19 protein-coding genes are annotated in these 22,838 nt (G+C 69.7%); 2 read left to right on the top strand and 17 right to left on the bottom strand.

What is annotated here, in order from left to right:
• Nucleotides 1-536 precede the first annotated feature (536 nt).
• From AC3E6M_RS01355 to rpsF, 6 genes are all read right to left on the bottom strand, one after another.
• Nucleotides 537-968, bottom strand: a complete 432-nt coding sequence (locus tag AC3E6M_RS01355) for a cupin domain-containing protein (protein WP_490528835.1) — start codon at nt 966-968, stop codon at nt 537-539.
• Nucleotides 961-2,286 carry an amidohydrolase family protein gene (locus tag AC3E6M_RS01350; RefSeq protein WP_490528834.1) on the bottom strand — a complete coding sequence of 442 codons (1,326 nt, stop codon included), beginning with the start codon at nt 2,284-2,286 and terminating at the stop codon, nt 961-963. Before AC3E6M_RS01350 ends, AC3E6M_RS01355 begins: the two co-directional genes overlap by 8 nt.
• 91 nt (nt 2,287-2,377) lie before the next feature.
• Nucleotides 2,378-2,830, bottom strand: a complete 453-nt coding sequence (gene rplI / locus AC3E6M_RS01345; RefSeq protein ID WP_138177627.1) for a 50S ribosomal protein L9 — start codon at nt 2,828-2,830, stop codon at nt 2,378-2,380.
• 10 nt (nt 2,831-2,840) lie between these two features.
• Nucleotides 2,841-3,095, bottom strand: a complete 255-nt coding sequence (gene rpsR, locus AC3E6M_RS01340; RefSeq protein WP_013584646.1) for a 30S ribosomal protein S18 — start codon at nt 3,093-3,095, stop codon at nt 2,841-2,843.
• Nucleotides 3,096-3,196: 101 nt separating this feature from the next.
• Nucleotides 3,197-3,709 carry a single-stranded DNA-binding protein gene (locus AC3E6M_RS01335; RefSeq protein ID WP_138177629.1) on the bottom strand — a complete coding sequence of 171 codons (513 nt, stop codon included), beginning with the start codon at nt 3,707-3,709 and terminating at the stop codon, nt 3,197-3,199.
• A gap of 5 nt (nt 3,710-3,714) precedes the next feature.
• Nucleotides 3,715-4,107 carry a 30S ribosomal protein S6 gene (rpsF, locus tag AC3E6M_RS01330; protein WP_138177630.1) on the bottom strand — a complete coding sequence of 131 codons (393 nt, stop codon included), beginning with the start codon at nt 4,105-4,107 and terminating at the stop codon, nt 3,715-3,717.
• A 188-nt stretch (nt 4,108-4,295) separates the two neighbouring features.
• On the opposite strand from rpsF, the gene AC3E6M_RS01325 reads away from it, so the two are divergent.
• On the top strand, nt 4,296-5,387 hold the full coding sequence (locus tag AC3E6M_RS01325; RefSeq protein ID WP_490528833.1) for a hypothetical protein: 1,092 nt from the start codon (nt 4,296-4,298) through the stop codon (nt 5,385-5,387).
• A 233-nt stretch (nt 5,388-5,620) separates the two neighbouring features.
• On the opposite strand, the gene AC3E6M_RS01320 is transcribed toward AC3E6M_RS01325, so the two are convergent.
• On the bottom strand, nt 5,621-6,370 hold the full coding sequence (locus tag AC3E6M_RS01320; protein ID WP_490528832.1) for a 3-hydroxybutyrate dehydrogenase: 750 nt from the start codon (nt 6,368-6,370) through the stop codon (nt 5,621-5,623).
• A 5-nt stretch (nt 6,371-6,375) separates the two neighbouring features.
• A complete protein-coding gene (locus tag AC3E6M_RS01315; RefSeq protein WP_171024380.1) occupies nt 6,376-7,734 on the bottom strand; it encodes an MFS transporter in 1,359 nt (452 codons plus the stop codon).
• 104 nt (nt 7,735-7,838) lie between these two features.
• Here AC3E6M_RS01315 and AC3E6M_RS01310 point away from each other — a divergent pair, with 104 nt between their 5' ends.
• Nucleotides 7,839-8,741 (top strand): LysR family transcriptional regulator, encoded by a 903-nt coding sequence (locus AC3E6M_RS01310; protein ID WP_490528831.1) that lies wholly within the window; start codon nt 7,839-7,841, stop codon nt 8,739-8,741.
• Between the two features lie 60 nt (nt 8,742-8,801).
• Here the strand turns inward: AC3E6M_RS01310 and AC3E6M_RS01305 are convergent, their stop codons facing one another.
• The 9 genes from AC3E6M_RS01305 to AC3E6M_RS01265 form a co-directional block, all read right to left on the bottom strand.
• On the bottom strand, nt 8,802-10,154 hold the full coding sequence (locus AC3E6M_RS01305) for a carboxylesterase family protein (protein WP_138177635.1): 1,353 nt from the start codon (nt 10,152-10,154) through the stop codon (nt 8,802-8,804).
• On the bottom strand, nt 10,151-11,875 hold the full coding sequence (locus AC3E6M_RS01300; RefSeq protein WP_490528830.1) for an ABC transporter ATP-binding protein: 1,725 nt from the start codon (nt 11,873-11,875) through the stop codon (nt 10,151-10,153). Before AC3E6M_RS01300 ends, AC3E6M_RS01305 begins: the two co-directional genes overlap by 4 nt.
• Nucleotides 11,872-12,810, bottom strand: a complete 939-nt coding sequence (locus tag AC3E6M_RS01295) for an ROK family protein (protein ID WP_490528829.1) — start codon at nt 12,808-12,810, stop codon at nt 11,872-11,874. Before AC3E6M_RS01295 ends, AC3E6M_RS01300 begins: the two co-directional genes overlap by 4 nt.
• Nucleotides 12,811-12,860: 50 nt before the next feature.
• Complete coding sequence (locus AC3E6M_RS01290) at nt 12,861-15,341, bottom strand: glycoside hydrolase family 2 protein (protein WP_490528828.1); 2,481 nt, start codon at nt 15,339-15,341, stop codon at nt 12,861-12,863.
• Nucleotides 15,338-16,240: a carbohydrate ABC transporter permease gene (locus AC3E6M_RS01285; protein ID WP_490528827.1), complete on the bottom strand. Its 903-nt coding sequence runs from the start codon at nt 16,238-16,240 to the stop codon at nt 15,338-15,340. The genes AC3E6M_RS01290 and AC3E6M_RS01285 overlap by 4 nt, the downstream gene beginning before the upstream one ends.
• Nucleotides 16,237-17,181: a carbohydrate ABC transporter permease gene (locus AC3E6M_RS01280; RefSeq protein ID WP_138175936.1), complete on the bottom strand. Its 945-nt coding sequence runs from the start codon at nt 17,179-17,181 to the stop codon at nt 16,237-16,239. Before AC3E6M_RS01280 ends, AC3E6M_RS01285 begins: the two co-directional genes overlap by 4 nt.
• Before the next feature lie 64 nt (nt 17,182-17,245).
• Nucleotides 17,246-18,541: an ABC transporter substrate-binding protein gene (locus tag AC3E6M_RS01275; protein ID WP_490528826.1), complete on the bottom strand. Its 1,296-nt coding sequence runs from the start codon at nt 18,539-18,541 to the stop codon at nt 17,246-17,248.
• A gap of 71 nt (nt 18,542-18,612) precedes the next feature.
• Nucleotides 18,613-21,828, bottom strand: coding sequence for a cellulase family glycosylhydrolase (locus tag AC3E6M_RS01270; protein WP_490528825.1), 3,216 nt, complete (start codon nt 21,826-21,828; stop codon nt 18,613-18,615).
• Between the two features lie 99 nt (nt 21,829-21,927).
• Nucleotides 21,928-22,776, bottom strand: a complete 849-nt coding sequence (locus tag AC3E6M_RS01265; protein WP_490528824.1) for a LacI family DNA-binding transcriptional regulator — start codon at nt 22,774-22,776, stop codon at nt 21,928-21,930.
• Nucleotides 22,777-22,838: the final 62 nt, after the last annotated feature.

The raw sequence follows: 22,838 nt of genomic DNA, 5'->3' as shown, positions 1-22,838 counted from the left end.
GGAGAATCTCGCAGCGGAGGGCCGCCGGCATCCCTTCCATCCTCCGCTCCCCGAATCTCCTCCGCCGCCCGCACCCGCAGCGCCGGCCCGAGGCGTTCGCCCCAAAGCCATCGCGCCCGAACCGCCCCAGGGCCACACCCCACCCCTCAGCCCGCGGCACCACACCCCACGACGGGAGGAGAATCTCGCAGCGGAGGACCGCCGGCATCCCTTCCGCCCTCCGCTCCCCGAATCTCCTCCGCCGCCCGCACCCGCAGCGCCGGCCCGAGGCGTTCGCCCCAAAGCCATCGCGCCCGAACCGCCCCAGGGCCACACCCCACCCCTCAGCCTGAGGCACCACACCCCACGACGGGAGGACAATCTCGCAACGGAGGACCGCCGGCATCCCTTCCATCCTCCGCTCCCCGAATCTCCTCCGCCGCCCGCACCCGAACCGCCCCGGCCCGCGCCCGCCGCACCCCCACCCGAGGCAACCGCGCCAGACCAACCGCGCCAGACCAACCGCCCCAGACCAACCGCCCCCGAGCGGCCCCGGCTCAGTCGGCCAGGCGCCAGTCCTCGAAGCTGAACCCGGGCGAGACGAGGCAGCTGACGACACATTCCGCGTCGTCGACGAGGCGTGCGGCCTGCCACACGCCCGCGGGGACCGTGGCCTGCAGCCGCTCCCCCGCCGCGAGGTCGGCGCCGAGGACGACGGCATCCGTGAGCTCGGGAGAGAGCCCGTCGCCGCCGAACGACAGCTCCAGGCGGCCCGGTCCGTGCCAGAGCCACACTTCGTCGCTGGTCACGACGTGCCACGCGCTGTGCTCCCCCGGAGTGAGCAGGTAGTGGATGCAGGTCGCCGCCGGCCGCACTCCCGCGGGCGTCTCGACCGCGTACGAGCCGGTCCACATGCGACGAAACCACCCGCCCTCGGGGTGCTGCGCGAGGTCGAGCAGTCGCGCGGTGGTGGGGCGGTCGTCAGTCACAGGACACTCCGGTCTCTCGGGTGAAGGCGGCGGATGCGAAGCGCACCTCGCCGTCGATGAAGGTCGCCGCCGCGCGCCCGGCGCCGTCGACGACGAGGTGCTCGATCGTGTCGTCGACGTCAGCGGGAGCGATGTCGAAGAACGCGAGGTCGGCCACGGCGCCGACCGAGAGGTATCCGGTGCGGTCGGGTCCGGTGTCGAGCCCCATCGCATGCGCCCCGCCGAGCGTCGCCGCCCGCAGCAGCAGCGCGGCCAGGTCGCGGTTCGCGTATCCCTGGGCGCGCGCGAGGCGGTGCAACGCCGCCACGTCGGCGAGCAGGTCGAGCGACGGCGACGACGACAGCGAGTCGGTGCCCACGGCGATCGCATTGCCCTCGACGAGGTACGCGGCCACGGGCGGCTCGTCGAGCCCGATCACAGCGTTCGACCGCGGACACAACGCCACGGTGGTCCCGCGTTGCCGCAACACCGAACGGTCGCGCGCGGTCATGTAGACGCCGTGCGCGATGTGGCAGTCGGGTCCGAGCACGCCGAGCTCGTCGACGAACTCCGTCGCCCCCGTGCCGAAGCCCTCGTCGCGCAGCGCCTGGAAGCTCGCGGGCCGCCGCTCTCGCCACGGCAACGCCTCACCGTGCTCGCGCTCGAACGCCGCCTCACCGAGGTGGATGTGCAGCCGGCTCCCCCGCTCGCGCACGATGTCGGGGATCTCCAGCAGCGGCTCGACGTCGAGCGAATACGGCGCGTGCGGCGACAGGCCGGTTCCGGGCGGTGACGGCAGCGAGTCCAGCCGCGCCTCGACCTCGGCCCTCCCCCGCTCGGCCCACGCGGCGTTCGTCCAGCTCATCACCTCCCAGTAGGTGATGCCGTGCAGCCGGGCGTCATGCAGAGCGGATGCCGCCTCGACGTCGGTGACGATGTCGGCCACGGCGGTCGTGCCGGCGGCGATCATCTGTGCGGCTCCCGCCCTGGCATCCGCCGCCCAGTCCAAGCCCGACTCGTAGACCGGCTCGAAAGCCTCGGCCCAGTCCTCGAACCCGGTGTACGAGCCTCGGCCGACCTCGGCCATGCCGGTGTACTGCAGGTGGGAGTGGGCGTTGACGAGCCCGGGGGTCAGGATGCCGGGCCAGTGGACCTCGTCGAACTCCACGCCGCGCTGGCGCAGCTCGTGCCGCACCCACTCGCGCTCCCCCACGTGGCGGATGCGCCCACCGGCCACGGCGATCGCCCCGCCCACGATCGGAGGCGCGGTGATGGGGACGACGAGGGATGCCGAATACAGCACGACCCGCGGGCGCTCGGGTGCGCGATCGACGGTCATGCTGCTCAGCCTAGAAGGCCTGCGTTACGGTCTCGGAACGCAGAACGGCCCCGGCCTGCCGAAGCAGAACCGGGGCCGTGTCAGGCGCGAATTACTTCGCGGCGACCACCTGGAGGGTGATCACGGCGGTGACGTCGTCACGCAGGCGAACGGTCGCCTCGTGCTCGCCGACCGACTTGATCGAGGAGGTGATCTGGATCTTGCGCTTGTCGAGCTCGCCCAGGCCGGCAGCCTTGACGGCGTCAGCGACGTCGCCGGTCTTGACCGAACCGAACAGACGACCCTCGGCACCGGCCTTGACGGCCAGCTTGACGGTGGTCGACTCGAGCGAGTTCTTCAGGGCCACGGCGTCTTCGTGGTCGTGGATCGCGCGGGCTTCGCGGGCGGCGCGAATCGACGCCACCTGCTTCTCGCCACCACGGGACCAGGACACGGCGAAGCCCTGGGGGATGAGGTAGTTACGGGCGTACCCGTTCTTGACCTCGACAACGTCACCGGCGCTACCGAGCCCGGTGACCTCATTCGTGAGAATCAGCTTTGCCATCGGGTGCTCCTTAGCGGCCGGCGCCGGCGTAGGGCAGGAGAGCCATCTCGCGCGCGTTCTTGATGGCGCGGGCGATCAGGCGCTGCTCCTGCACGGAGACACCGGTGATACGACGGGCGCGGATCTTCCCGCGCTCCGAGATGAACTTGCGGAGGGTCGCGACGTCCTTGTAGTCGATGACGCCGACGCGGATCGCCTTCGCGGGGGCTGCGTTCTTCGCGCCCTTCCGCGGCTTGCGGCGGTCGCCAGTGGCCTTTCCAGCCATGCTTCCTTCTTTCGTGTGGGTTCGGATGCCGGGGCGGGCGAGCCGCCTGGCGGGTGGCATCCGGAATTTTCGGGGTCGTCACGCCGTGAGGCGCAGCGAGATCAGAACGGGGTGTCGTCTCCGTAGGAACCGGGAGTGCTCCACGCGTCGGCGCCGCCGCCCTGGTTCGACCCGGGGGTCGACCACGGCTCGTCGGCACCCTGCTGGACCTGCTGACGCTGTCCACCGCCGCCACCGGCGCCGCCCGAAGAGGCAGCGCGGGTGACCTGAGCGGTCGCGTAGCGGAGCGAGGGGCCGATCTCGTCGACCTCCAGCTCGATCGAGGTGCGGTTGTTGCCCTCGCGGTCCTGGTAGGAGCGCTGCTTCAGGCGACCGGTCGCGATGACACGGGAACCCTTCGTCAGCGAACCGGCGACATGCTCGGCGAATTCGCGCCACACCGAGGCGCGCAGGAACAGCGCCTCGCCGTCCTTCCACTCGTTCGCCTGACGGTCGAACGTGCGGGGGGTCGACGCGATGGTGAAGTTCGCCACCGGCAGCCCGTTCTGCGTGTACCGCAGCTCGGGGTCGGCCGTGAGGTTGCCCACGACGGTGATGACGGTTTCGCCGGCCATCGTCGTTACTTCGCAGCCTTCTCGGCGGACTCGACCTTGCGGGGAGCGGCAGCCTTGCGAGCGGCCTTCTCCTCGGAGCGCTTCGCCTCGGCGGCGACCTGAGCGATGGCCTCTTCCGCACGGAGGACCTTGGTACGCATGATCTGCTCGTTCAGCTTCAGCTGACGGTCGAGCTCCTGCGTGGCCTCGCTCGTGGCGGTGAAGTCCACGACGGCGTAGATGCCTTCGTTCTTCTTCTTGATCTCGTAGGCCAGACGGCGGCGGCCCCAGACATCGACCTTCTCGATGGTTCCCCCATCGTTGGTGATGACCTTGAGGAACCCGTCGAGCTTCGGAGCGACCTGGCGCTCGTCGACCTCGGGGTCGAAGATGACCATGAGTTCGTACTGGTGCGTCACTAACCCACCTCCTTCGGACTAGAACGGCTGACGGGCATTTCCCGGCAGCAGGAGGGTGTGTTGCACGTCGTCTCGGGCTTACACGCGCATGGGCGTCGCCAGACAACCTTCGTAGTCTAACGGATGCCACTCCCCTGCGGGAATCGAGCCTCTCGGCCGCAGTCCGCGACGCTCGGTAGCGTGGGGACATGAGCGGTACGGCACTGGACACCTCTGCCCTGACACAGCCGGTCGACCGCGCGGAGGTGCGCGCGTTCACGGCCCGACTGCGGCGCGAGGGCAAGCTCACGAGCATCGTCATCACGGTGGTGGGGTTCGTCGTGGTGGGCGGCATCCTGCTGCTCTCGGCGACGCTGCTCGCCGCGGTCGTGAGCTTCGGGCTGCTCGCGGACGCCGACGGACGGCCGAGCCCGATCGGCATCCTCTTCCTCCTGGTGTTCGTCGCCGCGGTGCTCGCCGTCGGATACGCGCTGGCGAAGCTGTTCCACGGGCGGGCCGAGCGCCGCTACCGGCTCGCGCGCTTCGCCGAAGCCAACGGCATGTCCTGGACCCCGACGGTCCCGAACCCCGCGCTGCCCGGCATGATCTTCAGCGAAGGACGCGACCGTGAGGCGACCGACGTCGTGCGGGGACCGCTCCCCCGCGGCGTCGAGATCGGCAACTACACGTACAAGACCGGGTCGGGCAAGAGCGAACAGACGCACAAATGGGCGTACGTCGAGATCCGGCTCGACACGCCGCTGCCCCACATCGTCCTGGATGCCGTGGGCAACAACGGCCTGTTCGGCGGGTCCAACCTCCCGGCGATGTTCAGCCGCGATCAGCGTCTGAGCCTCGAGGGCGACTTCGACCGGTACTTCGCGCTGTACTGCCCCAAGGGCTACGAGCGCGACGCCCTGTACCTTTTCACCCCCGACGTCATGGCGCGGTTCGTCGACAACGCCGCCGCCCTCGACGTCGAGATCGTCGATGACCGCCTGTTCCTCTACGCCCGGCGCGAGCTCTCGACCCTCGACCCCGCCGTGTGGGAGTGGATCTTCGGCACAGTGGATGCCATCGACGACAAGCTCGCGCAGTGGGCGCGGTGGCGCGACGAGCGTCTCTCCGCCGACGCCGCACCCGCCGGGTCGGGCGTCCCGCTCCTCACTCCCCCGCCGGCGGGCGTGGCCCGCGAAGGCCGGCGGCTGCGCCGCGGGTTCTCGTGGGTCGGGGCCGTGATCGCGGTGCTCGCGATCGGGTGGTGGCTGTTCTCGGTCGTCGTGGACATCGTCGGCGGCTGACCACGGGGCGGTCGGTGACGCGCGGCGCGCGTCGAACTTCTGAGATCCGGGCGGCCGCTGGTCGGCGGCCTGGGCCGAACTCCTGACTTTTCGCCGGTAGACGGCTTTCGCCGCGGCATACGGCGGCTGAACCATCGGATGTCAGGAGTTCGGCCCCGGGCGACCCGCCATCGGCGTCTCGGAACTCAGGAGTGTGGCGCACACTCCCGCCCCGGCCGGACTCGCCGCTGCGCTCAGTGCGCCGACCAGCCGCCGTCCATGACGTAGCTCGTGCCGGTGACCATCGCGGCATCCGGGCCCGCCAGCCACAGGGCGAGAGACGCGACCTCGGCCGGCTCGACGAGCCGTTTGATCGCGGCATCCTTCAGCAGCACCGTCTCGAGGACTTCGGATTCCGGGATGCCGTGCGCCCGCGCCTGATCCGCGAGCTGCTTCTCGACGAGCGGCGACCGCACGTACCCGGGGTCGATGCAGACACTCGTGACGCCGTGCGGGCCACCCTCGAGAGCCGTGGTCTTCGACAGACCCTCGAGTCCGTGCTTCGCCGTGACGTACGCCGACTTATATGCCGATGCGCGTATTCCATGCACGCTCGACACGTTCAGCACACGACCGAAGCCGCGCGCGTACATCCCCGGCAGGGCCGCGCGGATCAGCAGAAATGGCGCCTCGAGCATCAGCCGCAGCATGAACGAGAAGCGCTCGGGCGCGAAGTCCTCGATGGGGCTGACGTGCTGGATGCCGGCATTGTTGACGAGGATGTCGACGTCGAGGCTGAGGTCGGCCAGGGCCGCCGTGTCCGACAGGTCGACCGCCCAGGAGCGACCGCCGATCTCGTCCGCGAGCGCCGCGGCACCCTCGGCGTTGAGATCGGCGACCGTCACGGTGGCGCCGGCCTCGGCGAACGCACGCGCGATCGCGGCACCGATGCCGCTGGCACCGCCGGTGACGAGGGCGCGGCGTCCGCTGAGGTCGATGCTCATGGTTCCTACTTCCCCCGTGCCGCGTCGGCGGCGTCGATGGCGCGCAGCGAGATGCCGCGCGTCTCCTTCAGCGACAGTACGGCGACCGACGTGACGATGCAGGCCGCCACGATGTACATCGCGATCGGCAGCCACGAGCCGAAGTCGCGCAGCCACTGCGTCGCGAGGATCGGCGCGAGCGAGCCCGCGAGGATCGCGGTGACCTGGGCTCCCAGCGAGACGCCCGAGTAGCGCATGCGCGTCGGGAAGAGCTCGGCCATGACGGCCGGCTGCGGCGCGTACATACCGGCGTGGAACACCAGGCCGATCGAGACGGCGGCGACGATGACGACGGGGTTGAGCGTGTCGAACATCGGGAAGGCGAAGAACGCCCAGGTCGCGCTGAGAATCGCGCCGGCGAGGTACACGGGCTTGCGACCGATGCGGTCGGCGAGACGGCCGAGCGGGGGGATCACGGCGAAATGGATCACGTGCGCGATGAGCAGCGCGAGGAGCAGCTGGCTCGTGTCGTACGAGTGCACGAACTTCAAGTAGACGATCGAGAAGCTCACGACGATGTAGTAGACGATGTTCTCCGCGAAGCGCACGCCCATCGCCTGGACGACACCCTTGGGGTAGCGGCGCAGCACCTCGACGACGCCGAACGACGTGGCCTTCTCTTGCTCGACCTGCTTCTTGGCCTCGAGGAAGATCGGCGCCTCTTCGACGTGCGTGCGGATGTAGAAGCCGACGAGCACGATCACGGCCGAGAGCCAGAACGCGATGCGCCAGCCCCAGTCGAGGAACGCCGCGGGCGAGAGCACGAACGACGTGATCAGCAGCACGGTCGTGGCCAGGAGGTTTCCGACGGGAACGGCCGCCTGGGGCCAGCTCGACCAGAACGCGCGCGTGCGGTCCGGGCTCTGCTCCGCGACGAGCAGCACGGCGCCGCCCCACTCGCCGCCGACGGCGAAGCCCTGGATGAAGCGCAGGGCCACGAGCATCGCGGGCGCCCAGTATCCGACGGAGGCGAAACCGGGGAGGCATCCCATCAAGAAGGTCGCCGCGCCGACGATGACGATCGTCGCCTGCAGCGTGGGCTTGCGGCCGAACCGGTCACCGATCTGGCCGAAGACGATGCCGCCGAGCGGGCGGGCGATGAAGCCGACCGCGTACGTGACGAAGGCGGCGATGATGCCGTCGAGGGGAGACCCCGACGACGGGAAGAAGAACGTGCCGAACACCAGGCTCGCGGCCGTGGCGTAGAGGAAGAACTCGTACCACTCGACGACCGTGCCGGCCATCGAGGCGGCGACGACGCGGCGGATCTTGCTCGTGGGGGCGGTGGGGGAGGCGCTGTGGTGCGCGGTGGTGGGGGATTCCATGCTGCTCCTTCGGTGTCGACGGTGACACCCGCGAGACAGTCTGCGGAGGCACGGACCATGCGGCAATGCCCAATGGTGCGGGTCCTGTGTGCAGAATTGCACACATGGATGCCACGAACGTCCGCGCCGACGACCTCTTGATGCTGCTCGCGGTTGCCCGCACCGGCCGCTATACCGCCGCCGCGCAGGTCCGCGGCGTCGACCACACGACGGTCGCGCGGCGTATCGCCGCACTCGAGGACGCCCTCGGTGGGCGCGTCGTCGCCGCGTCCGGCCGGGGGTGGGAGCTGACGGCGTTGGGGCAGCACGCCGTCGAGACGGCCGGACGCATCGAGGCGGCGATGTCGCGCTTGTCTGGCGGGGGAGAGGAGCCGGATCCGGTCTCGGGCGTCGTGCGGATGTCGGCCACCGACGGCTTCAGCGCCTACATCGCCGCACCCGCGATCGCGGCGTTGCGACAGCGGCATCCGGAGCTGTCCGTCGAGATCGTGGCGACGCAACGGCGAGCGGCGCTGCACCGGCCGGGCCTGGATCTCGAGGTGGTGGTGGGGGAGCCGCAGACCTCGCGCGGCACCGCGACCCGTCTCGGCACGTACACGCTCGGCATGTACGCCTCGCGGGCGTACCTGGATCGCGAGGGTACGCCCGCGGATCTCACCGAGCTCGAGCGGCACCGGCTCGTGTACTTCGTCGACTCGATGCTGCAGGTCGAGGCGCTGGATCTTCCTCGGCGGCTCGTGCCGCGCATGCGCGACGGGCTCACCTCGACCAACGTGTTCGTGCACGTCGAAGCGACACGGGTAGGTGCCGGAATCGGCATGCTCCCGTGCTTCGCCGCCGACCGGCATCCGGATCTGGTCAGGTTGCTGCCCGAAGTCGTTTCCGAACGGTTGCCGTACTGGATGATCGTGCGCCCCGACTCGCTGCGGATCCCCGCCGTCGCGGCCCTGGGCGACGCGCTGTGGGCGCAGACCGCGGCCGCCCAGTCCATGCTCGACGGGGCATGAAGCCCGCCAGCGTGCGTCAGCGCCGCGCTCGGTTGATGCGGATTGGGGAAGGGCTCGGCCTCACAAGCGTTCGCAGAAGGCGCCCGACTCGGCCAGTGTGGCACGCAGCTGCGCGTCACTCGAATCCACGAAACGCGGCTCGCGCGTCCACGCGTAGAGTCCATGAAGGGACGAGCTCCAGTCCGGTTCGCTCGACGGGCGGCCGTCGCGCGCGAACGAGCCCCAGGCGTTCATCATGCGTCGGGACAGGCGACCCGTCGAACGTGAACGGGCGGCCGCCGTTCCGAAGACGAGCGGCAGTTCACCGGAGTGTCCAGGATCGACCCCGTCGACGCCCACGGGATCGAAGACGTAGGCGAACGTCGGGGCGTTCCCGCGTGCTCGGACGACACGGTCGACCGGGGAGCGGTACATGAGCTCCGATAGCACGGCCTCGCGAAGGCGCCGTGCGGTCGGGGTCCGACGGTGATCGTGCTCGAAGGCAGCCGAGAGGTCGGCGACACGAAGGCGTGGGGCGACGTCGTGCAGCAGCGCGTCGAGGGCCCGATCGTCGCCGGACTCCGGTCCCATCCAGGGCAGGGCCTCGCGACGGTTCGATCCGATGAGCAACGGCACGTCCGCTCCCTCGCCCGCGGCGAGCGCGTCGAGCGGGCGCCGCTGCACGAGGGCGCCGTCGACAACCGGTCGGAACGGCAGCGAGTCGATGGGTGCGGATGCCGCGCGCTCGTCGATCACCTGCGTCTGCGCGCGGATCAGGTCGGTGACCGGAAGATCACGCAGGGCTTGCGCGGAGGGAACGCCGGCGGCGTTGACCAGCTGATCGCGGACCTCGGCCGCCGTCGTGGGGGTCAGCGTCCGCTCGGCCGTGCAACTATGCGCGATGACGCGGTGCAGGAGCGAACGTCCGGCCGCCAGAGAGAGGAGCGCGAGCGCGTCCACCCCGCCCGCCGACTGACCCATGACCGTCACCGACGCGGGGTCTCCTCCGTAGGCGCCGATGTTCTCGCGCACCCACCGCAAGGCGGTGAGCTGGTCGTGGAGGGCCGCATTCGCGGCATCCGGGAACGGGTCGTCCAAGAGGAGGTGGCCGAGCGCACCGAGGCGATACTGCACGGCGACGACGACAAGCCTCTGTGCCGCGGCGAGGCGGGCGCCGTCGGTGACGGGGTCAGACGCGCTGCCGCTCACGTGCGCGCCGCCGTGGATCCAGACGAGAACGGGGGCGGTGTCCGCGCCGACGGCCGCCCACACCGTCAGGTGCAGGCAGTCCTCCGAGCCGTCCACGCCGGGTTGCGGAGCGGGAGCCGACAGCCGGTCCGCCCCGCGCGGTTCCGCGACGGGGAGCCGGAAGCGCGCCGCCCGGGCGTACCGGATGCCGCGATCCACGCGCACCGCCCCGTGCGGCGCGCTCACCGCGCCGCCTCGGCGCGTTCCAGCATCGTCCGGTAGTACCCGTCGACGGCGGAGAGGGCGCGGTGATCGCCCTGCTGCACGATGCGCCCGCCGTCGAGCACGACGATGCGGTCCGCGGCACGGATGGTGGTCAGCCGGTGGGCGACGATGAGGGTCGTTCGTCCCGCGCGCAGCGTGGCGAGAGCGTCCTGAACGGCCGCCTCGGACTCGCCGTCGAGCGCGGCCGTAGCCTCATCCAGCAGAAGCACCCTCGGATCGCGCACCAGTGCGCGCGCGATCGCCAAGCGCTGGCGCTGACCGCCCGACAGGCTCCCCCCGCGCTCGCCCACCACCGTGTCCCACCCCTGCGGTAGATCGCGGACGAACCCGGCAGCGTTCGCGCCGACCAGCGCCGACCAGACCGTCGCGTCGTCGAGGTCGGGAAGACCGTAGGCGACGTTCTCCCGGATGGTGGCCGCGAACAGGACGGGTTCCTGCGGCACCACCGATACGAAACGTCGGTACGTGCGGCGATCGATCTGGCGGAGGTCGTGGCCGTCGATCGAGACGCTCCCACTCTGCGGTGCCATCAGACCGAGAGACAGGTGCAGCAGGGTGGACTTCCCCGACCCCGACGGCCCGATGAAGGCGATGGTCTCGCCGGGACGGATCGTCAGATCGATGTCTCGCAGCACGGGCTCATGCGCGTAGGCGAAGGTCATCCCCTCGAACCGGATCTCGCCCGACACCCGCGTGAGGGCGGGCTTGCCCTCGTTCTGCTCGATTTCATCGGCGGCGAGAAGCTCGTGCATCGACGAGATCGACTCGCGGCCGCGCGTGATGAGCGGAGCGAGCTGGAACACGGCGACCATCGTCGCCGTGAGCAGCCCAAAATAGCTGCTGAGAAGGATGACATCGCCCGCCGACACCGCGACGGTCCCCGTGAGCGCGGCCAGCACCGCGCCGAACAGGCAGGCGAGACTGAGTGTCTGGAAGCTCGCCCACGACATGGCACCGAAGCGTCCGTTGATGCGGTCCAGGTCGAAGCCCGCGGCGCGGACGTGCTCGGCGCTGGTCGCGACCCGCTCGACGGCCACGGCCTCGAGGCCGTGGGCGCGAGTGACCGACAGCAGAGAGCCCATCTCGCTGATGCGTGTCGACAGGTGCTCCACCTCGCGGCGGAACCGTTCGTTGGCGGCGGTCGTCCTGAGCCGCAGCCATCGGATGAGCACGACGGCCACCGGTACGGTCACGGCGAAGAACACGAGGAATGCCGGAGCGCGTACCGCCATGGTGGCGCTCGCCCCCACGAGGACGGACGCCGCGGTGAGGACCGGTCCGAAGCACTGCTGCAGCATCAGTTCGACGTTCTCGACGTCGCGCACGAGCTTGGTCTGCGCGAGCGCACTCGCCGACCGGGAGTGGTAGCTCAGCGAGAGCGTCTGTAGGCGATGCGTAAGGCTACGACGCAGGTCGAGGCCGAGGCCGCGGACCACCGAGAAGTAGGCGCGCACGTAGACGGCGTTCGCCACCACGTTCACGGTCACGACCGCCGCCGCCAGCAGCGCCCACGGGACGAGCCGGTCGGCTGATGCGCCGGTGATGAGCAGGTCGATGACCTCCGCGGTGACGATGGGCAGCACCCACAGGGGACTGTCCTTCACCACGAATGCCACCGCGGCCAGGGCGACACGCCACCGGTGCGGACGTAGGAACGGGCGCAGGGTGCCGAGAGCCGTCACGGCGCCACGGGTGGGAGGGAGGCCGCGCCCCCGTGGAGCGCGAGGGCGGCCGCTCCGAGCAGCGGCCCCTCGTCGCCGAGACCCGAGGGGGCGATGCGCACGCGGCGGGCGTAGGCGAAGAGCGCGTTGTCGTGCGCGGAGCGCCGCACGATGTCGACGTAGTCGGGGCGGACGCGCGCGAATCCCCCGCCGATCGCGACCGACTCGAGATCGAGCAGGGTCGCGGTACTCGCCACGGCCTGTCCCACGAGTCGCGCCGAGCGTCGCGTGGCCTCCTCCGCGATCGGGTCGCCAGCGAGGACGCCCCGGGCGAGGTCCTCGCCGCTCCTCCCCTCCCACCCGCGTGCGCGCGCCCATCGCACGGTCGCCGGACCGGATGCCACGGCCTCCAGGGTGCTGTCCTCGACGGCCGCGGTCGGTTCACCGACGTGGACGTGGATCTGCCCGATGTGTCCCGCGTTGCCGGAGGCGCCCGCCAGAGGGCGCCCGTCGACGACGATCCCGCCGCCGACGCCGGTGGAGACCACCATGCTCATCGACACCTTGCTGCCTCGCGTCGCCCCGAGCCAGCTCTCGGCGACGGCGATGCACGTTCCGTCCAGACGGAGCACTGCGGGTACGCCCGCGGCGTCCGCCACGATCTCCCGAACGGGCAGCCCTCCCAGCAGGGGGAGATTGTGAGGACTGACCGTTCCGGCGAGGAGGTCGACGGGACCCGCCGATCCGATGCCTGCGGCGAACACCGGCGACGGCGCGGCCGCGAGGCTCTCGGCGATGCTCGCGCGCAGTGCCGCGACGGTCTTGCCCCTGTCGCGTGCCCGTCCGGTCGCGCGACGCAAGCGTGTGCCCGGAACGATCGAACCGTCGCCGCCGACCACGGCGGTCTCGAACTTGGTGCCGCCGATGTCGACGGCGAGGACGAAGGTGTCGTGCATGGGTCTTCCCCCGGTGGACGCGGGCAGGGCCCAGCCCTGCCCGCGTGCGATCAGTTCCAGTCGGCGACGAGCTGGTTCGACGAGCGCAGCACGTCGGGTGCGCAGAAGCGCTCCGGCTCGCCGTCCCAGGCGGTCTGTACCCGGAACGTGACCGACTCCCCGGGCAGCAGGGTGACGAGCATGTCGTCGACCACCGCCGCGGGGTCGACCTTGTCCACCAGCAGGGCGATGTCGCGCACGAGGTTGTGGGCCTCCACCGTGATTTCGACTCCGGATGCCGTGCGCCGAGCGCTCGTGGTCACCTCGGCGCGGGCGAGCGCCGATTCGCGATGCTCAGCGAAGAACCAGAACGCCCGCGTCCCGGCGGATTCGACGACGATCAGTTCGCTCGCGGCATCCACGGGTACGGCCACGTCGTCGGGCAACGTGAGAGTGGCCTCGCCGCGCGCGTCGATGTCGGACGAGAAGTGGGCCTCGGCACGGACCGTCCCGTCGAACGAAAGCCGCCGGGCGACGACCGGTCCGCTCCATGGAACGGACGTGTCGTTGACCGCGATGGCGGCGAGACCGCCGTCACGCGGCTGGACCGTGAGCAGACGATCGGCGTACACGTGGCGCAGCGCGTAGAGCAGCGGCTTCGCGCGACCGTAGCCGTCGACGGCCGCCCACGAGGTGACCGGCCAGCAGTCGTTGAGCTGCCACACCACGGATCCCATGCAGCGCGGCGACTCGGAGCGCATGTGCTCGATCCCCACGGTCACGGCGAGCGCCTGGTTCAGCGACATCGCCCAGTGCCAGTCCTCGGTGGTGTCTGGCAGCGGCAGGTGGGCGACGAGTCCGTCGGTCAGCTTGTCGTTGCCATCGGTCGCCTTCTGGTGATGGAACATCCCGGGCGACTCGGGCGTGAGGGGCGAGTCCGAGATGGCGCGGGTGATGCTCGACCAGGTCGCCGGGCCCTGCCATCCGAACTCGGCGACGAAGCGCGCGTGGATGTCGCGGTACGCGGGGTAGTCGACGCGGTTCCACAGCTCCCAGAGGTGAACGGAACCGTGATCCGGGTCGTTGGCGAAGATGGACGGGTCTCCCGACCACGGGCTCGCCGGGGTGTACGACCGCGCCGGGTCCAGCTCGGCGACAAGACGGGGGAGAAGGTCGAGGTAGTATCCGAGGCCCCAGGTGCGACCCTGGAGGCGCTTCGCCCAGCCCCACTCCTCGTATCCCCAGACGTTCTCGTTGTTACCGTTCCACAGCGCCAGGCTCGGGTGCGGCATGATCCGCGCGATATTGTCGCGCGCCTCCGCCTCGACCTCGGACCAGAGCGGCTCCTCCTCGGCATAGCTCGCGCACGCGAAGAGGAAGTCCTGCCAGACGAGGATGCCGCGCTCGTCGCACAGGTCGTAGAAGTCGTCCGACTCGTAGTAGCCGCCGCCCCAGATCCGCAGGAGGTTCATGTTCGCGAACTCGGCTTGGTCGAGGCGCTGGGCAAGACGCTCGCGTGTGACACGGGTGACGAACGCGTCGTCGGGGATCCAGTTCGCCCCGCGGATCCAGACCGGCTCGCCGTTCACGACGAAACGGAACGAGGTGCCCTCATCGTCGCGCTCGAGCTGCACGTCGACGGTTCGAAACCCGATGCGGTGAGTCCGCTCGGCGATCGTCACCTTCTCGCACTCCAGAGTGACGGTGAGGTCATACAACGGCTGCTCGCCGAATCCGCGAGGCCACCACAGCTCGACATCGGCCACCCGCAGCTCGACCACGCCCGCGGTCGCCCCGTCGGTGAGGTCGAGGTGGGAGGTACGACCGTCGGCGAGCGCCACCACGACGCGATAGTCGGCATCGTCGGCGCGCTCGATCTCAACGTGCACCGATACGACACCCGTGGTGTCCTCGACCGTCACCACCGGCCGAGCGGCGGCCAGACGAGCCCCCGACCAGGCTTCGAGGCGTGCCTGCTTCCAGATGCCCGACGACGCCGCATCCAGTCCCCAGTCCCATCCGAAGTTGCAAGCGGCCTTGCGCACGGCGTTGAAGGGGTGGAAGTAGGTGTGCGGGCGGTACCCGATCTCCAGGCTCGCCCGGTCGGCCTCCGCCACCGGGGAGGCGAAGGTCACGACGAGCTCGTTCTCGCCCTCTCGCAACGCCTCGTCGACCCCGAAGCGGTACGTGCGGTGCTGATTGCGCGTGCGCCCGAGCGAGTGGCCGTTCAGCACGATCTCGGCGAAGGTGTCGAGACCCTCGAAGACCAGTTCGTGACGATCTTGCCCGTCCGCCTCCCAGGTGAAGCTCGTGGCGTACTCCCAGGCGCTCTGTCCGATCCACGTGACCTGGTGCTCATTGCGGTCGAGGAAGGGGTCGGGGATGAGTCCCGCCTCGAGGAGGGAGACGTGGACCAGGCCGGGCACGCGCGCCGGGATCGTGCGGCCCGCGATGTCGGCGGGCACGGGCCCGTCGACGGCGCGCAGGTTCCACACCTCGGGAAGGGCCACGGCGCGGGAGGCGACGGGTCGGGCGGTGGTGACGTCGGTCATTTGGTGGCTCCAGAGGTGAGTCCGTTGTAGATGAATCGCTGCAGGAAGAGGAAGGCGACGAGGGTGGGGACGATGACGAGGATGGTGCCGGCGGCGATGACCTCCCACTGCGACCCGAAAGGCCCCATGAAGCGGAACAGCGACGTGGAGATGACTCCGAGGTCTCGCGAGGGCATGTAGAGGAACGGGATGTAGAACTCGTTGTAGACCGCGATCCCCTTGATGATCACCACCGTCGCGATGGCGGGCTTGAGCAGGGGCAGGATGATGCGCCAGTAGACGGTGAATCGGTTGGCGCCGTCGATCATCGCGGCCTCGTCGAGGGCGACGGGGATGTTCTGCATGAACTGCAGGAAGATGTAGATCGCGATGATGTCGGTGCCGGTGAACAGCACGATCGCCGCCCACCGCGTATTGAACAGGTCGAGGGCGCTGATCACCTGGAACGTCGCCACCTGCGTGGTGATCGAGGGGACGAGCGTCGCGAGCAGGAAGACGCCGGTGACGAGAGCACGGCCCCGGAAGCGGAACCGATCCACGGCGTACGCGGTCATCGTCCCGATGAAGATCGTCCCCGTGATGGATACGACGAGGATGACCGCGGTGTTGACGAAGCCGGTCAGCATCCCGCCCTGTGTGAAGGCGATCACGAAGTTGTCGAGGTTGAACCAGTTCGACGGCGGGTCCAGGGGACCGGTCGAGCGGTACTCCTCCGGGGTCTTGAACGCCAGGGCGAAGATCGTGACGATGGGCAGCAGTGCGAACAGGCTCCCCACCACCAGCGCCGTGTACTTCAACACCGTCGCTATCCACCCGAGGTCGACCCGCCGGCGGCGCTTCTTCGCCGGCGCCGGCGCGACGCGGGGCGGTGCGTCGGTGGGGATGAGGGTGCCGGTCATTGCACGCTCGCTTTCTCGTCGGGGAAGAACCGTCGCTGCACGGCGGTGATGATGAGCACGATCGCCAACAGCACCACGGCCATGGCCGACGCCAGACCCACCTGCGCGAAGCGGAAGGCGGTGTCGACGGTCTGGATGACGAAGGTCTCGGACCCGTTCGCTCCGCCGGTCATGATGTAGGGCATCTCGAACGCCGACAGCGCGCCCGAGACGGCGAGGATCAACGAGAGCCCCAGGATGCGGCGGATGCTCGGCAGGATGATGAAACGGAACTTCTGCCAGGAGTTCGCGCCGTCGAGGTCCGCCGCCTCGTACTGCTCGGCGGGGACCGACTGGATGGCACCGAGGAACAGCACGAAGTTGAGCCCCATGTAACGCCACACGGACGTCGCCGCGAGCGAGACGTTCACGATGGACGGGTCGCCCAGCCACTGCGGCGGATCGACCAGGCCGAGGGCGGCGAGCACGCTGTCGAGGGTGCCGCCCGGTCGGAAGAAGAAGAGGAACATCAACCCGATCGCGACCCCGTTGATGAGGTACGGGAAGAAGATGACTCCCTTGAAGAAGTTCTTGAAGCGGGTGCGGAAGCTCAGGAGAACCGCGAACAGCAGCGCCAGGCCCAACTGCGCGATCGCTCCGAGCAGGTAGTACAGGCTGACCGCGAACACCTGGAAGTACTCGGGCCGCGTGAAGATCTGAATGTAGTTGTCGAGGCCGACGAAATTCTGCTGCGGGTCCAGTCCGTCCCAGTCGGTGACGCTGTACCAGAACGAATTCACGACGGGGACGTACGTGAAGAGGATGAGGAACGCCAGCGGCACGATCAGGAAGAGCCACGGGGTGGCGCGCCAGCCGCGGGCGGCGGAGCGACGGGGACCCGCCCGACGTACGCGTCGTCGGGCGGGGAAGGTTTCGAGGGGGGTGCCTTCGGCGATGGCCATCGCGCACTCCTTTCCGTCAAGGGTGATGCGGGGCGGGCTACGGCGCCCGCCCCGCATCGGCGTGTCACTGGCTCTGGGAGACCGCCTGGCCCCAGCGCGAGTTCAAGTCGGAGAAGAACGACTCCTTGTCGCCGTCGCGGGCGCCGCGGGCGGTGTCGATGAGCTCTTGGCGGTACTGCTCGCCGAACAGGGTGATCTCCGCCGCGTTGGCGATGTCGGTGATCAAGCTCTCCTCACCCTGGGGACGAGGAGCGAGCTCGACGTACTGCACGCCGAGGTCGGTGAAGTCGGAAAGAGTCGCGGGGGCATCGTCGGCCTTGAGCGGGCTGATCGCGCCCTGGCTCTCGGCGAAGCCGGACTTTGTTTCGAACCAGTCGACCCACGCCTTGGCGGCCGGCTTGTTCTCGGAGAACTTGCTCACGGCGAGCAGCTTGTCGGTTGCGGTGACCGAGGTGAACTGGCCGTCGGTCTGCCAGGGCATCGGCCAGAAGCCGATCGTGTCGCGCGACTTCCCGGCGGCCTCGGCGGCATCCTGCATCTGGGTCACGGCCCAAGAACCGAGGATCATCGACCCGATCTCGCCGTTCGCGAGGAGCGTCTTGGACTCCTCCCAGTTGGTGGTGGTCGGATCGGTCTCGCTGAGGCCCGCGGCGACGGTGTCGTACAGCAGCCCGTCGATCGCGGCGATGTCCTTCCCAGAGGTCCAGGGGGCGTCGTCGGTCGTCATCTCGTTGAGCGCGTCCGGACCGGTGACGCCGCCGATGTTGCCCGCGAGCGACGACAGCGGCCAGCCGTCCTTGTAGTTCGTGTAATACGGCGTGACACCGGTGTCCTTGACCTTCCGCAGAGCGTCGAGGTACTCCTGCTCGGTCGCCGGGGGCGTCGTGACACCGGCCGCCGTGAAGACATCGCGGTTGAAGACGTAGCCCATCGCCGACCCGAAGGTCGACAGCCCGTAGACGGTCCCGTCGTAGGCGCCGTCGTTGGTGAAGCGGTACGTCTCGGACAACTCCTCCTCGTCGCCGAGCGGCTCGAAGAAATCGGGGTACTGATCGCGCGTGACATTGGACGTCGGGACGAGCAGGACGTCGCCGTAGTCGCGCGAGTTCAGGCGGATGCGGACGTCGCCCTCGTAGTCGGTCAGCGCTTCGAACTTCACCTGGACGTCGGGGTAGGTCTTCTGGAACTCGGTGACGTAGTCGGCGAAGACGGTATCGACGATGTCGGTGCGGTTGGTCAGGACCGTGATCTCACCGGACGGGTTCTCGTCGGTGCTGGCCGGCCCGCCGCCGGAGCAACCGGCGAGGGTCAGGGCCGCCACAGCGGTCAGGCCGGCGGCGGCGATGAGGTGCCTTTTCATGGTTTCTCCTTCGAGAGGGTGCGGCGGCGGCATCGCCGCCGCACCGCGTGTGGGGGTGTGCGGGTAGCGGGTCAGGAACGGGTGCGACGGCGACGGAGAACGACGCTGACGGCACCGGTGAGCAGGAGGAGGATGCCGATCACGGCCACCCCGGCCGGCAGGGTCGAGCCGGTCGTTGCGAGCGAGCCGGACGGGTCGGTAGCCGCGCCAGAAGCGGGCGAGCCCTCGCCCGATGCCGGCGTCTGTCCGGTGTCCTCGACCGGAGCCGCCGTGGGCGCCGTGGTGGGGTCGGGCGTACCGGTCGGTTCCGGAGTGGGCGTGGGCCCGGGACCGGGGGCGACGGTGGGCGCCAGCGCGGCGATGTCATCGACGACCACCGCGCCCTGCGCCGTCCCGGCTACGTACAGCGCGATTTGCGTGACCTCGGACAGGTCGAGACGCGATTCCCCCGCCCAGGCGGGGGGTGCGAAGTCCTCGAAACCGAGCTCCACACGCTGGGCGCCGGGCTTCTCGACGGGGACCTGGGTCTCCCAGTACCCGCCCGAGGCGACGAACTGCACGGTCACTGTCGCGCCGACGGGCGCGTCGAGGGTCAGCCCGATGCCCTCGTAACCGAACCAGCTCACGGGTTCCGTGAGCGTGCGGATCACACCCGCGTACCCGGGCGCACCGAGGTCGTAGGTGAAGACGCCCGCGTGGTCGCCCTGGCCCGCCCGGAGGGTCGGGGTGATCGCGCCGCCTCCGGTGTTGCGCACGTAGGCCTGGGTCAGCGCGGCGTCGTCGACATAGGACTCGAAGTCGTCGATCACGAGGTCGCTCGTCGGGCGCGCGGCGGTCGTGAAGCTCCACGTCGACGAGCTGGTGGAGCCGAGACCGTTCACGGCATCCACGCGCCAGTGATAGGTGGTCTGCGGCTGCAGGTCGATCGCGGGCCGGTACGACGGCGACGACAGCCCCGTCGCGGAAGCGACAACGTCGGTCAGCGCGGCGTCGGTGGCCAGGGTGAAGCGGTAGTAGGCGGCATCCGTGCCGGGTGTCCACCGGAACGCGGGGGTCGCCCGGATGTCGCTCGCGCCGTCGGCCGGGGTGTCCGCCGTCACCGCACCCGGCGCACCCAGCTCGGGTGCGTTGGGCGAGTACAGCGAGATCTGTGACAGCTGCGGCGTCCAGACTTCGCCGGCAGCTCCGTCCCACGAGACGCGCAGGTGGTTCACGTCCTGCAGATCGCGTAGGCGGTACACGTAGCGCTTCCAGTTGCCGTCGCCCCCGTCGATGGCGGGGTCGAGCGTGCGCCACTGCTCGCCGTCGCTCGATCCCGACAGGGTCAGCGGGATGACGGGCTGGTCGGGCCAGTAGAACGCGATGAGGTCGGCGCCGGAGATGCCGTCATAGGCCCAGGTCACCGACTCGGCGCCGTCGGCGGCGTCGCGCTTCAGACGCGAGGTGTCACCCATGAACTGCGCCGGATTGCCCGTGTCGAACGACAGGCTCCCGCTGTGGGCGGAGGTGCGGCTGAAGTCGTCGAGCGGGTCGAACAGCGCGACGCGGGGCGCGGCGCTCCAGACGGTCGCCCGCTCCAGCACGGAGCCCCGGGCCCAGCTCACGCGGACGTACTCGCCCTCGATGGTGGATGCCACCACCTCGCTCGAGCCGTCGACCTCGCGACTCTCGGAGGGCACGGTGGTCCACGTCGATCCGTCGACGCTGACGCTCACCTCTACGCCCTCGGCGTCGTCCAGCCGGAATGCGGCGGCACGGATGCCCGCCGCACGCCACACGGCGGTCGCCGTGGCGTCCACGGCGAGCGCTCCCTCGGGCGCGACGAGTTCGGCACCGCTGTGTCCGGACACGATGCGCCAGTCCGACAAGGGGTCGGCGGTCACCGTCGCGCCGTCGGGCTCGACGGTGTCCGATGCGGTCTCGGAGCCGTCGGCGGTGCGCGCCACGACGCGGTACGCGGCACCGGCGGGCGACTCGAGGTCGGTGACGGGGGACAGAGCGGCACCGGACTCGGCGTTCAGATCGCTCCACGCTCCACCGTCGACGCTGCGTTGCACGAGGTAGCCCTGCGCCCCGGCGGATCCGCGCCAGGAGATGCGGTTGATGGCGTTGTTCTGCTCGATCGAGACGATGAGCGGCGCGTCGGCGGGACCGGTCGCGATCGGCAGGCCGAGGTCACGGCCGAAGTCCTCGATCGCCCCCACCGACTCGCGCATCCGGTCCGTCTCACCCGGGTAGTGCAGGGTGAAGCCGTCGTCGTGGGGCACGAGACCCCCGCGGTCGTTGTTGCCGAACAGAGACCAGAAGAACATGCCCGACACGTTCTCGTCGGAGGCCGCGGCATTCAGCAGGGCGGAGCTGGCGGCGGTCGAGGCGTACTCGCCGCCGATGTAGACCTTGCCCGCCTCGGTGACGGTCGCGGCATCCGCCGACACCCGCTCCGCGGTGGGCGGGTAGTAGTGCACGTCGACGATGTCGAGATCGGGTGCGGCGAGCGTGTCGGGATCGATGTCGAAACGGCGACCGGCGGCGATGAGCTGCTGGGGTGCCCGTTCCGCGATGAAGTCAACCTGGGCGTTGATCCAGTCGAGGGTCATGCCCTCGAGCTCGTTGCCGAGTTCCCAGGCCAAGACGGTGGGGTCGTCGACGTACTTGACCCCGGTGAGGGGGTTGGTGCGCGAGAGCACCACGTCGACGTACTCCTGATACGCCGCGATCGCGTCGGGAGAAGTGTAGAAGTCGGCCGACTCGAGCCCCAGGGGGGTCGTGAAGTCGCGGTGGCCGCCGTGGTAGTAGGCCCATTCGTCGGTGAGCGGCAGGATGAGGCGGATGCCGAGGCTACCGGCGTAGGCGACGGCGAAGTCGATCGTGCGGAACGCCTCGTCGTTGTACTCACCCAGGCGCGGCATGATCGCTAGCGGGTTCGCGTCGTCCTGACCGGTGGAGGTCATCATGTGCGAGCGCACGACGTTGACGCCCATGCGGCTGGCGGTGTCGAGCGCGTCTTTGATGCGGAAGTACGTCGGGTAGTCGACGCCGCCCACGTTCTCGTCGAGTCCGAGCCAGTAGATGTTGGTGCCGCTGGCGCGGAAGGCCTGGCCGTCGAGCGTCAGCCGCGCACCGTCACGTTCGACGAAGGCGGTGTTCTTCGACGTGAGATCGAGGGCGGATGCCACGGGGGCTGCGGCGGCGGCGGCCCCTGGGGCGGCCAGCAATGATCCGGCGACGACCGAAGCACTGAGCGTCGCGGCCATGAGGCTGCGGACGGAAGTTCGGGGATGAGACAACGACCAGGCTCCTTCGACCGGTGGGTGGGGTGTCGCCGTGCGGCGATGAACCCAGCATCGGTGAGAAGGAGGAGGAGGTCAAGGGGTTAGATAAATAATTTATGTAACGGGTCGGTCTCGGTCGGAGCTGCGTCGGACGCGCAGCGCCGCATCAGCGGCGTGCCGTACGGCGGCGGGTTCGCCGGCGATGACGTCCAACACCGCTCGCCCTATGAGTCGACCGACAGCGCGGGTGTCCCGCGCGATGGCGCTGAGGGGAGGGGTCGACAGCTGCGCCTGGGTAGAGTCGTCCCAGGCGATCACCGCGAGCGATTCCGGCACACCGCGGCCCACGGTCGCGGCCGCGTCGAGGCCCCCGAGCGCCATCAGGTCGCTGTCGTACACCGCCGCGGTGATGTCGGGATGCTCCCGCAGCGCAGCCACCGTCGCAGCCTCGCCCGACGCCCGCGAGTAGTCCCCCGTGGCCAGGCGCGCGACGACCTCGGCCTCGGCGCACGTCTGCGCGAAGGTGTCCCGGCGAGACGACGAGTGCCGGGTATGCGTCGGTCCGCCCACGTGCAGGATCTCCCGGTGACCCTGCCCGATGAGGTACTCGGCTGCGAGACGCATCGCGGCATCGTCGTCCGTCCAGACCGTCATGAGGTTCTCGGTGACCGGCGGGCCGACCACCACCGCCGGAAGCCCCAGCTCGACCGAGAGGGCCGGACGCGGATCATCCTCCTGGATGTCGACGAGCAGAACGGCAGCCACCGCCCGGGTGTCCGTCCACGATCGATACAGCCGGTCTTCGTCTGCGCGCGACGGGAGCACCCGGAGCAGCACCGGGTGCCCCTGGGGGAGGGTCACTTCCTCGATGCCCGCGATGAGGTCGTGGAAGTAGGGCTCCGCGCCGAGGATCTCGGTGTCGCGCACCAGCGCGAGACCGATGGGTGGTCGCAAGTGCGTCACGGGTACGATCCTCTCGGGGTTCATCCAGGCCCTGCGTAATCTACCGAGCGCCGCAGGAGGCA

The sequence above is a fragment of the Microbacterium sp. SCPM-O-B-15248 (M128) genome (assembly GCF_058214835.1).
The sequence above is the reverse complement of the archived record's forward strand: the minus strand, read 5'-3'. Positions and strand labels throughout refer to the sequence as shown.